This window comes from Pseudoalteromonas sp. BSi20429 (assembly GCF_000238895.1).
GTDB classification, from domain to species: domain Bacteria; phylum Pseudomonadota; class Gammaproteobacteria; order Enterobacterales; family Alteromonadaceae; genus Pseudoalteromonas; species Pseudoalteromonas arctica.
In genome coordinates this window covers 22,526-36,160 of sequence record NZ_BADV01000028.1, presented here as the reverse complement: position 1 = coordinate 36,160, position 13,635 = coordinate 22,526, and the positions used below count along the sequence as shown (strand labels likewise).

Annotated in this window: 7 protein-coding genes; 3 read left to right on the top strand and 4 right to left on the bottom strand. The window is 39.5% G+C overall.

Annotation, left to right across the window (positions count from 1 at the left end; translation table 11 throughout):
• Positions 1–36: 36 nt before the first annotated feature.
• From P20429_RS13180 to P20429_RS13190, 3 genes are all read right to left on the bottom strand, one after another.
• Positions 37–936 carry a diguanylate cyclase gene (locus tag P20429_RS13180; RefSeq protein ID WP_007581985.1) on the bottom strand — a complete coding sequence of 300 codons (900 nt, stop codon included), beginning with the start codon at positions 934–936 and terminating at the stop codon, positions 37–39.
• The gene (locus tag P20429_RS13185) at positions 920–4,714 is read right to left on the bottom strand and encodes a PAS domain-containing hybrid sensor histidine kinase/response regulator (protein WP_033026516.1); all 3,795 of its coding nucleotides are present in this window, start codon (positions 4,712–4,714) and stop codon (positions 920–922) included. Before P20429_RS13185 ends, P20429_RS13180 begins: the two co-directional genes overlap by 17 nt.
• 66 nt (positions 4,715–4,780) lie before the next feature.
• The gene (locus P20429_RS13190; protein WP_007581979.1) at positions 4,781–6,178 is read right to left on the bottom strand and encodes a PhoH family protein; all 1,398 of its coding nucleotides are present in this window, start codon (positions 6,176–6,178) and stop codon (positions 4,781–4,783) included.
• A 305-nt stretch (positions 6,179–6,483) separates the two neighbouring features.
• Between P20429_RS13190 and rapA the strand changes: the two genes are divergently transcribed.
• The 3 genes from rapA to P20429_RS13200 all read left to right on the top strand — a co-directional run bounded on the left by rapA (position 6,484) and on the right by P20429_RS13200 (position 11,078).
• Entirely contained in the window at positions 6,484–9,378 is a 2,895-nt protein-coding gene (rapA, locus tag P20429_RS13195; RefSeq protein ID WP_007581977.1) for an RNA polymerase-associated protein RapA, read from the top strand.
• Between the two features lie 171 nt (positions 9,379–9,549).
• Positions 9,550–9,891 carry a hypothetical protein gene (locus tag P20429_RS19320; protein ID WP_033026514.1) on the top strand — a complete coding sequence of 114 codons (342 nt, stop codon included), beginning with the start codon at positions 9,550–9,552 and terminating at the stop codon, positions 9,889–9,891.
• A 413-nt stretch (positions 9,892–10,304) separates the two neighbouring features.
• Entirely contained in the window at positions 10,305–11,078 is a 774-nt protein-coding gene (locus tag P20429_RS13200; protein ID WP_007581974.1) for a YggN family protein, read from the top strand.
• A 110-nt stretch (positions 11,079–11,188) separates the two neighbouring features.
• On the opposite strand, the gene P20429_RS13205 is transcribed toward P20429_RS13200, so the two are convergent.
• Positions 11,189–13,618: a zinc-dependent metalloprotease gene (locus P20429_RS13205; RefSeq protein ID WP_007581973.1), complete on the bottom strand. Its 2,430-nt coding sequence runs from the start codon at positions 13,616–13,618 to the stop codon at positions 11,189–11,191.
• Positions 13,619–13,635 lie beyond the last annotated feature (17 nt).

Below are 13,635 nucleotides of genomic sequence, written 5' to 3'. Positions count from 1 at the left end.
AATATATGAATATTGGCGTTTTTGTATATTAAGTTTTTAGAGTGCAACTATTCTATCTCGCCCTGCATCTTTAGCGGCATATAGGCCTAAATCGGCCTCTTCTAATAACGCTTGCTCAGCATACACTTTACCACTTTGAGTAGTGGCGATACCTATACTAATAGTGATGTGGTCTGCATTTAATGAGCCTTTATGTTCTATATTCAAAGCATTTACAGCATTGCGTAATTTGTTAGCAAACTCCATAGCCTCATGCCTATTCATTCCAGGTAATACAGCTGCAAATTCTTCACCACCATAACGAGCTATAAAGTCACTACCACGTTCACATTGAGCTGCGAGTGCTTGTGCAACATCCTTTAAACATTCATCGCCAGCACGATGTCCGTAGCAATCGTTGTAACGCTTAAAGTGGTCTATATCCATAAGTAACACCGATAGCGGGGTTCCACTGCGTTTACTTCGGCGCCATTCACGAGCTAAGTTTTCGTCTAGGTAGCGTCTATTTGGGATTTCAGTTAAGCCGTCGATTGAGGCTAGCATCTCTAGCAGATCATTTTTTTGCTTTATAAGTAACTGGTTACGAACCCTAACACGCACAATAGAAGGGCTAAATGGCTTGGTGATATAATCCATAGCACCGAGCTCTAGGCCCTTAGCTTCGTCGTCATGGCTACGATTAGCTGATATAAATATAACGGGGATCGATTGAGTTATCGGATTTTCTTTAAGTTGCACAAGCACTTCATAGCCGTCAATTCCTGGCATAATCACATCAAGGATAATTAAATCAACTTGCGCAGTTTTTACAAAGGTCAGTGCTTTTTCACCACTTTCAACTAAGAATACGTCGTGTTCTACTTTAAGTGTTTTTTCAAGTACTAATCTGTTGATTGGATCATCATCTACAATAAGTACTTTAGCTCTTTTCGACATCCCTAGCCCCTACCCCTTTTATAAAAACAATTACCTGTTCTAACTGCATAATAAGCTCTTTCAGTGTTATTTCAACAGGCTTGTTAGTTGTTTTAAGTGTTCTTTCACACAATAAAGCGCAGTGAGACAATCGTCTAAAGCCTAAATTACCTGCTACACCTTTTATACTATGCACTAAGCGTACCAAATCATCCTTATTGGTTGTTTCTTCTATTTGCAATAGCTGGGTTTCGCATAAATTAGCAAATTTACCAATCATTGTATTGAGGAGCTTTTCATCCATACTAAACTGCGTTAATGCGAATGATTTTTCAAAAAAGCTTGGTTTAACTAAGTTTAAATCGGCAATTGCATCAATAAGTACCTTAGCAACAACCGGTTTAGTTAAATGCTTATTCATACCGCACTTTAAAGAACGTTCAATATCAGCGGGTTCACAATGAGCCGTTAAAGCAAAAATAGGCAGTTGCTTTGCGTCAAACTGTTGACGAATTAAAGCCGTAGCTTGGCAGCCATCTATTTGCGGCATTTGCACATCCATCAATATTAAGTCAGGCTTTAAAACTTGCAATAATTCCATGCCGATAGATGCGCTTAAAGCGGTAACAACACTTACGTTTGCTTGGCGTAATACACTGCTAATTATTTCTAAATTAAGTTGATTATCATCAATGGCTAATACAAGTAGACCCGATATATCAACTTTAGTTTCAGCAATATTATATATTACGGCATTGGTACTAGCTTTAGGCTGTTGCTGAGAGTTCAAGCTAAATAGCCTTTGTCCCAATGCCGATGCTTTAACGTGATGCGCAGCTAAATGCTCACTTGTTGGTAAATTAAGTGTGTGCTGATGATTAATAATAATTACCGAGGTTTCTTTAGCTGATAACGAATCATTAATTGCTTCAACATTTAAAAGTGCAGGTAAATCGGCCGCATCGATTATTATTTGCTGAGTATTGGAGAGCTTAATTGGGTATTTGAGTACTTCATCTAAATTAATATTAGCAAGCTCTGTATAAGCATTTGTTACTTGCTTAAGCTCTTTACTTTGATCCGATAAAATAGCCAATGTATTAGTCGGTAACATCGTATTTTTAGTGGTATCAACCAAAAAACTAACGCTGAAGTAAAACTCACAGCCATGACCTTTTTTACTCTTTAAAGCAATCTCCCCTCCCATTAATGACACCGCATGTTTAACAATCGCTAAACCTAACCCAACACCATGATGTATACGTGTTGAAGACTCATCACCTTGCGTAAAGGCGTCAAATAAACGCCTCTGATCGGCTTCATCTATGCCCATACCGGTATCAATTACTTTAAAGCAAATATGCTGTTGCTCTAGGCTATCGCTTTCAATAAGTTCCATTTTTAAAGTGATAGAACCTGTTTTTGTAAACTTAACAGCATTTGTTAATAAATTACCTAATATTTGCTGTAAGCGAATACTGTCGCATATCAAATCAGGCGCTATTAACGGGTCAATATCAATAACAAATTCAATACCTTTTCCTTCGCACAATGGAGCCGTTAAACTTTCACAAATATCCACCAGCTCAACCATACTAAAAGATGCTTGTTTTAAATCGGTTTGCGAACTTTCTATGCGTGCAAAATCAAGCATTCTATTGAGCATTAGCAACAAGCTTTGTGCTGCATGCTTAGCTTGATCCGTTTGTTGTAATTGCTTTTGCGTTAATCCTTGCTCAATAAGCATATCAAGCAGCCCTAAAACAGCATTAAGAGGAGTGCGTATTTCATGACTTAAATTGGCTATAAAGCGACTTTTAGCAAGGGTTGCTCGTTCGGCATCTAGTTTCGATTTAGTTAATGCGCTCACATCCTGAATGTGAATAACATAATAAGCTGGGTCCCGGTTTTCATCCCATACAAGCGATACACTCAGTTGCAACCAACTTGTTAAGCGCCCTTGAGCAAGCGTTAGGTGGTATACGCGTTTTTTGTCATCTAGCAATTGCGCTAAAGTGCTTTTTATTTGCTGCCATTGAGTATCGTCAAACAATGCTTTTAACTGCTCACCAACCAGTACTGGCTGTTCAGAAAACTGCTTTCTTGCCGCTTTATTTACTTGTAATATTGTGTGCTCAAGCGAGAGTAAAACCACGCAGTTAGCCGCAAATTCAATCGCACTTCTAAATTTAGATTCTGATGCTTTTAAGGCCAATAATGCTTGTTGCTGTTCGGTAATATCGCGACCAATACCCATAGTCCCCAACAGATGTTGGTGCTCGTTATAAAAAGGTGCAATAGTCAGTTGGTACGTTTTTTTATCGGTTTCTATTCGCTGTTCAACACTGTTTCTATTTTGTAATACTTGTTTTTCAAGCGCATTTATTTGTTGATCGTTATCACCTAAATCATCTACATATTTACCGACTAATGCAGTTTGATCTTTACCGATGTACGCCTCAAATGCTTTATTGCATCCTAAGAATGATCCATCAATATTTTTAAAATAAATAAGATCTGGCACACTGTTTAGCATAGTATTAAGTAAGGCGAGGTGTCGCTCTTTTGCTTCGTAACTGCGGCTTAGTTTTTCTGACTGCAGCTGAACTTGGTCATCCAGAGCTTTGTTTGCATTTTGTAATGAATCAACTAACTGTTTGTTTTTAGTAAATACACGCTTCACTTTAGAAAACCAAGGCTGCCAGCTCAGCGGTACTTTATAATCGAGCTGCACTTCTTGCTGTGTACCGTTACTCTCTAGGTACGACATTAAGTGAGTCATTGGCTTAATAAAAATGCGCTGACTTAACCAAAAAAACACGCCAAACATAATACTTAAAAATAGCGTTAAAAATGCAAACTCTAATAGTATTTCATACTTAATTGGGCTTATTAGTTGGGGTTTGTGCTCGTAAAATGCTGCGTGAATAGGTAACTCATCCATTGGCTGCATAAAGTAATTACTATCACTAGTTAAGACTGTTTTTTTACTATGGTGCTGGGCCAAATCAGGCCAATAATTTTTTAGTGCTGTTGCTTGCTCTATTAACTGTTTAGAGCTGGCGATAACTTGATGTGATTGGTTCATAAAAACGTATTCACCACTGTTCGGTGAAACCTTTTTTAACCACCCAGAAATTGCCTGAACATCATAAATCAAAATAATGTAATCGGCTGAGCCGGTGCTTCGTTGTCGGCCAATAGCAAAATACGATTTATCATTCACTTTAACAATGGGACTTGAAGTAAGTTTGTTTGGTGAAAATTTTGGCTTAAATTTTCCATTTAGAATTTCAGTAAGCATTAAACTTTGGCTCTTGTTGCGCCTGCTTACATAAGCAAAGCCATTATTATCAACATATGCTACAGCAGACAACGACTGCATTAATGCAAGCGTTGTATTAAACGAAGGCCCTAATGTAATAGCCTGCTGCCACTGCATTAATGCCTTAGCAGATAACGCAAACTCCCCCTTACCTACAATTTCAGTGCCTTGCTCACTAAAGTGACGGTAATAGTAACCATCATATTGATTTATGCCCTCAAGTAAGCTTTGGTTTATTTTTGGATAGGTCGTTTGTTCGTATAAGCTAAACATGGTGATGAGTAGATTACTCACCGACTCCATCCCGTGAGTAACCTGTGCTGAAACATTCGTAAAATCGGCTTCGCGTTTTTCAACCGCCCGCTCAAGCTTTATATTATATAAGTGCAAGCACAGTAAAAAAGCGACAATCAATGGCACTAAAAGCGCAATAAATAATGAACGATAATAATGCTTCAGAGGTAAAAAATTCAATGTACTGCCTGCCAGTTGGCTCGAAAATCAATCGATAGACTATCGAGCCAATTTGTTAAGCGCAAGTTATAAATTTTCTTCTGCAAATGACGCTAAGCGACTACGTACAACACCGTTGAGGTTTATAGTTGCGCTGCCTTCAAAGTTTTTAAAGCGCTCTACTATGTACGTTAAGCCCGATGTTACTGGCGTTAAATAGTTACTATCTATTTGCGCCAAGTTACCCGTACAAATTAATTTAGTACCTTCGCCGCAGCGAGTAATAATCGTTTTAAGTTGAGATGCCGTTAAATTTTGGCTCTCATCTAAAATGACCACCGCATTTTGAATACTACGCCCACGCATAAAGTTAACCGATTTAAACTGAACATTAGCCTTCTCCATAATGTAGTTTCGGCTTGATATCGGATTTTCGTCGCCTTTGTGCAATACCTCCAGCGTATCGGTAATGGCTGCAAGCCACGGCGCCATTTTTTCCTCTTCAGTGCCTGGTAAAAAGCCAATGGACTCTGCTATTTCTGGGGTATTACGAGTGACTATTACTTTATCGTAAATACCTTTTTCGATGACCATTTCAAGAGCGCTGGCAAGTGCTAACAAGGTTTTACCGCACCCTGCTGGTCCTGTTAAAATAACAAGTTCAATACTTGTATCTAGCAGCGCATCAAGCGCCATTCCCTGATAAATATTTTTGGGCTTAACGCCCCATGCTTGTTGATGCATTAAACGCTCAACACCAATATCTTTTAGCGTTATGTACTCGTCATCGTACGATTTAACACGCGCCGCAAACTGATCCCCTCCATCAAGTAAATATTCATTACAAAATACATCAGGTATTAAGTTTTTAGGCACATGATGAAACGTATCTCGTCCGTGTTGCTGCGTATTACATTCCCCTACATGGTCCCAAAAATCACCTTCAATTTTTTTATAACCACTAGTGAGTAAGCTGATATCGTCAATAAGTTGGTCGGTACGGTAATCCTCAACATATTTAAGCCCTGCGCCTTTGGCCTTTAAACGCATGTTTATGTCTTTTGTTACTAATATAACTTTTGAATCACTGTGCTGCTTTTGTAAATACACGGCGCAATTAATAATACGATGGTCGTTTTCGTTACCAGGCAAACCAGAAATGGAGTCGGCAAATAAATGGTCGTTTACAATAATGAGGGTACCTGCAGAGCTCGCTTTTGCCTTTTTGTTACTCGGCAGCGCCACGCCTTGTAGCATTTGTTCAGGCGTTGCATTTTTAAGTACTTCATCTAATCCACGAATAGCGACGCGCGCATCGCGGCTTACGTCGTGTTTTCTGTCTTTTATGTGGTCAAGCTCTTCAAGCACTGTCATCGGAATTACAACGTCATGTTCTTGAAAAGACAAATAAGCGAGGGGTTCGTGAAGTAGTACGTTGGTATCTAGCACATACATTTTACTTTCAAGGTTCGAAGCTTTTTCCATAGCACTTTCCTTACGTTTTATGATTTTTATGCTATACCAAAATAACTAAGTAAAACGGGCAAAACTTAAACCTGCAATACTTAATTGCCAAGGCATAATGTAAGTTTAGTCTATTTGTCATAAAAGTCCGTTTTATTACAAACTGTAATTAGTTTTGATTTACCTAAAAAAGAGTCATAAACAAGTTGTTTTAATAGTAATAATTAACACTTACAAAATTAATTAAAAGTGAGCCAAATAGCGCCTTGCAGTGGTGTTAGCTTACAGGTAACATAGCCGCCTTTTTCATCATAGACGAGACATACATGAATTTTTCCTTAGGTCAGCGTTGGATCAGTGATACAGAGTCAGATTTAGGATTAGGCACCGTTGTTGCCATTGAAGGCCGTCAGGTCAGCATATTATTTCCTGCCAGTGGTGAGAGCCGTGTTTATTCTTCGGCAGAAGCACCTGTTACCCGTGTGGCATTTAATCCTGGCGATGTGATCAAAAGCGTTGAAGAATGGGAATTAGAAGTAGAGTCTATTGAAGTACAAGGCGAGTTACTGTGTTATCACGGCACCCGTGTTGATAACGGCGAAACTGCCAAGCTTAAAGAAACCTTTTTAGATCATTTTATTAAGTTTAATAAACCACAAGATCGTTTATTTGCGGGCCAAGTCGATCGTTTTGATCGCTACACACTTCGCTACCAAACGTGGTTACATAAATTTGAACGTGAGCAATCGCCTATTAAAGGCTTAATTGGTCAGCGTGCTAACCTTATTCCACACCAGCTTTATATTGCCCAAGAAGTAGGTAAACGTTTTGCACCACGCGTACTTTTATCAGATGAAGTAGGCCTGGGTAAAACAATTGAAGCAGGCATGATTTTACACCAACAAATTATTAGTGGTCGTGCGAGTCGCGTACTTATTGTGGTGCCTGAAAACCTACAGCACCAATGGTTAGTAGAAATGCTACGCCGCTTTAACCTACACTTTTCTATTTTTGATGAAGAACGCTGCGACGAAGCGTTTGCAGACTCACCAAACGTGTTTGATACAGAGCAACTAGTACTTACTAGTCTTGAGTTTTTAACCAAGAAAAAACGCTGGTTTGAACAAGCAACGCTTGCTGATTGGGATTTACTAGTTATAGATGAAGCTCATCACCTAAGTATAAATAACGGCAAGCCAAGCTCAGAGTACCAACGTATGGCAGAGCTTAGCCAAGATATTCCTGGCCTTATTTTACTTACCGCAACGCCTGATCAACTTGGTCACAGCAGTCACTTTGCACGTTTACAGTTACTCGATCCGGATCGTTTTTACGACTACGACGTGTTTAAAGAAGAAGAAGCAAATTATAAAGACGTTGCTGAAGCTGCAAATCAATTACTGCAAGAGCAAGGGCTAGACGACACAGCCAAAGCCACACTAATTGAGCTATTAAAAGAAACCGACATTACCGATATTCTTGCAAAAGCGCAGCAAGGTGATTTACCAGCACGTAAAGAAATACTTAACATGTTGCTCGATCGCCACGGTACAGGTCGCATATTATTTAGAAACAGCCGCAGCGGCATTGATGGCTACCCTAGTCGTAAATTACACGCCTACCCAATGGCACTGCCAAAGCAGTATAAAACGGCTATGTCGGTTCTCGGTAACATGGGCGGTATTCAAAACCCTGAATTAAGTGCACATCGTGCTCTTTTTCCTGAAAAAATATTCCAAGAATTTGAAGGCGAAAGTGCAAGCTGGGGTTTATTTGACCCACGTGTAGATTGGTTAATCGAGACGCTTAAAACGCTTAAGCGTGAAAAAGTACTGCTTATATGTGCTAAAGCTGAAACGGCTATTAGTCTTGAGCAAATTCTACGCGAACGTGAAGCAATTAAAGCCTCGGTATTCCACGAAGGTATGTCGATTATTGAGCGTGACCGCGCCGCTGCATTTTTTGCAGACGAGTATGACAACGCACAAATACTATTGTGTTCAGAAATTGGGTCAGAAGGTCGTAACTTCCAGTTCTCGCATCACTTAGTGTTGTTTGATTTACCTCTAAACCCAGACTTACTAGAGCAACGTATTGGCCGATTAGATCGTATAGGTCAAACGCAAGATGTGAACATTCATGTGCCATATTTTGAAAACACCGCTCAAGAAGTACTACTACGTTGGTACAACGAAGGTCTAGACGCATTTGAATCTACCTCGTCAACGGGGCAAATGCTTTATAAAGAGTTCCGTGATGATCTACTTGAATATATTTCTGCGCATAACTGCGATGAAGACGAACTCGATCCATTACTTGAACAAGTAGCACAGCAAAATGCAGTACTGCGTAAAAAAATGGAAAGCGGACGAGATCGTTTACTAGAGCTACATTCATCGGGTCAAGGTGCTGCAGATTCACTTGTAGCTGAAATCGAAAAACTCGACAATCAGTTTGAATTACCAAGCTACATGATCAACGTGTTCGACACATTTGGCGTAAGCCAAGAAGATAAAGGCGAAAATACCATTATCTTAAAGCCAACTGAGCATATGTTAAACCCATCATTCCCATCGCTTAAAGAAGACGGTATGACCGTTACCTTTGATCGTGATACAGCGCTTTCGCAAGAAGACGTGCACTTTGTTAGTTGGGATCACCCAATGGTGCAAGGCACCATGGATATGATTTGTGACGACGACTTTGGTAGCGCATCGGTTGCATTGCTTAAAAACAAAAAGTTACCACCAGGCACCTTTTTTGTTGAGCTTATTTTTGTTGCAGAAGCAATGGCGCCAAAAGTATTGCAGGTTGGTCGCTTTTTACCGCCTACACCAATTCGTATATTGCTTGATAAAGCAGGTAATAACTTGGGTGAGAATGTGGCATTTGAAGGTTTTAATCAGCAGTTATCAGCCGTTGGCCGCCAGACAGCAAGTAAACTTGCGGGCGCATTGCAAAGTGCTGTGCATCCTATGATCACTACCGCTAAAGATATGGCACAAGAAAAACTTGAAGTTATTCGTGCAGCGTCGCTTGTTAAAATGCAAACGTCACTCAGTGAAGAGCAAGAGCGACTGGTAGCCCTTAAGCAAATTAACCCGAATATTCGTCAAGAAGAAATAACGTTTTACGATAAGCAACGTACGGACTTAACTACGTATATTGAAAAAACGCAGTTACAACTTGATGCAATTCGATTAATAGTGGTTTCACATTAGAGATCCAGTCTTTAGTAAGAGATTACTAGTGATTATAAACTAAAGAAAAGCGCGGTATGGATGCCGCGCTTTTTTGTCGCTCGATAAAGACCTACGTATCAGTTACACTATTTAATAAGCAGGTTATTTTACTTAATCGTTGTAATACACTGAACAGTCAAGGAAATGATGATGAATAAAGATGTATTTAAGGAAATATTTAATTGGAAAAGGCCATTTTCTATATTGGTTATTTTTTCTATGTTTTTAGTTATTAGCATTGTAATTTTTCGGTTTTCTCAAGACTTCCCTTATTGGTCAAATCATATAAATGCTTGGACAAATACAGCCAACATATTTAATGGTTTAATTTCTCCTATCCTCCTATTTTTTAGCGTTATATTAATATGGTTAACTTGGCGGACGAGCGAAGAAGTATTACAAACTCAAAAAGATGAACTAAAAATTGCACGGCTTGAGTATGATGAAAGTCTTTCTCTAGATTTCAAAACGAACCTAAAAGAATATTTATAAATCACAACCACTCATCAATACCTTGGCCACACGAAATAGCTATAACCTTAGTGCCCGCTTCGGTTATTCTTAAGTGGATACCCTCTAAGCTGCATACAGCACGTCGATAATCTTGACGAATATGCTCAACCGATTGATATGAATAAGGGTTTGGTGCTACTCTTCAAACATAGCAAATAAGTATCCGCCTGCTATTGTGAATATTCATCACAGCCGTACTAACCCTACCTCTTTAGCTTTATACTAAGTCCTTTGTTGTGCTGTTGATTTTTCTCAACATAGCCGTATCTAAAAACACAAGCTTCGCTCTATACACCTATTCTGTGAGATATCCGCAAGGTTTATTTTCCCTTGCATAAAGTTGTTTTTTTGTTAACCTACTCGCCTTCCATTTTAGTCTTTTTGAGGTGTTTATGGCGTTTCTATCTCGTTCGATATTGGCGTTGTCCATAGCGCTCTCAAGCAGCAGTGTCTTTGCTCAAGCCCAATGCGATGTTGAATTACGTCATGGTTTAATTATTACTGACGATGCGATTCGCATATTAGATAAAGGCCAGACTCGTGTACAAATTAATAACAATAACCAACTATTTATTCGCGGTTATTGGGTTGATTTAAGCGATGACGAAAGCAAAGTACTCGAACAGTTTAGTAATGGTATTCGCCACACAGTCCCCGAATTAGTAAACCTTGCTACCGATGGTGTTAACTTAGGTTTAAGCGCTATTGAACACGTAGTTGAAGGTATGTCAGATAAAGAGCCTGAAGTACTTAAAACACAACTAAAGTATGTAGAGCGCGCGCTAATGGATAAGTTTAAGCGCGGCGATGACTTCTTTTTTATAGCCCCTCAATCACTTTCGCAAATAGATGATTTTTTTACTAAAGAGATCAGCCAGCAAATTCACTCCGCAGTGCATGGATCGTTAGGTGCTATTTTGGTATCACTCGGAGATGCGTTCAAATCGCGTGAAGGTAATATAGAAGATCGTATTAACGACATGGGCCAACGCATGGATATTATCTCAAGAGAAATTGATAAGTCGCTACAAAAAAAGGCGCATCAATTAGAGCTTAAAGCTTCTGAATATTGCGAATGTTTAAATGCACTTGATGTAACAGAGTCTCGCTTACAGGCAATAGTCCCTGGTATGGCCGATTACGATTTAGTGCAAATAAAGTCTTAAAGTACTCATCCACTTTTAGAATAAAATAACCCCGAGTATAAATATACTCGGGGTTTTTCTTTATAACTCATTAATATTAAAAGCTAAAACTAAGCGCTTCAGTTTTTATTCTAAATTGGTGAGCCCGGTGGGATTGGCAGCACTTTAAAGTTGTTTGGCCATTGCCCTTTAATTAAAAACTGATTTACTTGCTCAGCTAAATATTGCTTAAACGCACTCTCGCCAGTACTTGTATGGCTCAGCATTGAGTTTTGGTTAAAGTCTTCACTCAACTTAACTAGGTAGTAACGTAACTGCGCTTGCACTTCAGGGCTTGCACTATCGCTTGCTACTAAATCAGCCATAGCTTTTGCTGTTAAAAATTGCACGCGCTGAGTGATTTTACCTATCATTGTATTAGGCGACGACACGTTAAACACTTGGCTATATAGCTCCTCAAGTAACTCATCTAAACTATAAAAGTCATTACTACGCGCTTGTTGCTGAGCTAAGCGATTTAAACGCTGTGCATTTAATAAAAGCGATAAGCTGTGCTGCACTGCAACCTCGGGTAATGCCATTGCATCGAGCGTTAACCCTGTGCGCCCAACTATGCTCTCGCGCGATTTAGACTCGCCATATGCTTTTGGCGGAATTAGCGATAACACAGATTCAGGAAGTAATAAATTACTTGGCTTAAGTGTTGCAAAAATAGCGTTTACTGCTTCTTGCTGTGTTTTTTTATTAACGACTTGTGCGCCTTTTACGGCTGAGTCACCGCGTGTTTCGTATTCATAATCAACACCGGCTATAAGCTTAACCGCAGCCTCAACCTGAAAACGGTGAAACAGATAAAGCGGGACTAGTTTTTCCTCTAATTGCGATAATGAATCACCCGTTTTAATATTATTAATACCAAACTGCGAAAGTGCTTTTTTACGTACGTCGAGTACTCTTAAAAGCTCCTGCGAAGGATTAGTGCCGTTATCCCATAAGTGAGCTGTTGGATGCGCGCCACCTTTAGCACGAGCATCACTATCTGATATAAACTCAAGGCCTTTGGCTTTGTTCTCTTTTAAAATAGCAGCAAGTTCTGCACTTTCATCTTGGTTAGTAAAATCGCTATAGCCATATTTAATTACTTGGGTATCCCACACGCCCATGCCTGTTGCATAGCCGAGCGTTACATCGAGCTTACCTTGTTCATTAAAACTAAGTAGCGGATGTGGGTAATCCATTACTGAGGCTCTATCCCCTACCGATGCTGCAAAGTTATGAGAAATACCTAATGTGTGGCCAATTTCATGTGCGCTTAATTGGCGAATACGATCAAGCGCCATTGCTTGCAAGTTTTTAGCAACTTCATTGCCTTTTAAATAAGGAGCAGCGAGAGCTTCGGCTATTAAAATATCTTGGCGAACACGCAATGAGCCGAGTGTTACGTGCCCTTTAAGTATTTCACCTGTACGTGGGTCGATTACCGAACTACCGTATGACCAACCACGCGTTGCACGGTGTACCCATTGAATGACGTTATAACGAATATCCATAGGGTCGGCGCTACTTGGCAGCACTTTTACTATAAATGCATTTTTATATCCTGCCGCCGTAAATGCGTCGTTCCACCACTTTCCACCTTCAAGCAAAGCGCTTTTAACGGGCTCTGGAACGCCAGGATCAAGGTAATAAACAATTGGTTTAACAGGTTCACTAATAGGTAAGCTTGAATCCTTTTTAGTTAAACGATGGCGCGGTATATAACGCACATACATTGACTCGCCAAGTGGCGCTGCGTAATCTTTATGTTCTATACTCCAAAAACCTGATTGTGGATTAAACTTGCGCGGCGTGTAGTTATCGTCTGGTAATTGAATAAGTGAATGATGCATATGAACAGTAAGCGCATAAGGGTCAGCACTTACTTGGCGAACAAATTCACCTGGTTTTGTGCCTTTAAATGTAAGTACAGCTTCAAGCTCGGTGTTTTTTACAAATGCTTTTGAGCGATTCATATAAACGGCACTACGTGATTCATCAAGGCTAAAGTTGCCTTGCTTTCGTGCAGCAAGCTTGCGACTTACGCCATGTACATCACTTAATAAATAAGGCGTGTAATCAATAAGTGCTGTGGCTTTATCTTCTGCAACCACTTTAAAACCAGCAAGTATACTTGATGCAAACGCTTCTTTAATACTTTGCTGCTCAGCCTTATTACTTGTATTAGCACGATAGTAAGTATTTACAGCGCGTAACATTACTTTGTCGCCAAAACGCTCAAACTGCACAAGGTGAGTATTACCAAGCTGACCTCTATCAAGGCCTATATCGTTAGAGCCAATACCGTAAGGCAAGCTTTGCTGAAGTAAAAATTGCTGTTCAAACTTATCAACTTTTAAATATACTTTTCCGTTTTGGGTATCGTAAAAAAACGAATAATAGCCCGGAAAATGATTCATTTGCGTAGTAAATTCATCAATTGACTTAATTGCTGCGTGCGCTTGAGTTATGATAGAGCACAGCACAGTAAAGAATATGTAACTTAGTAGTGGTATTTTTTTCATAATCTTATCTTTGTTAT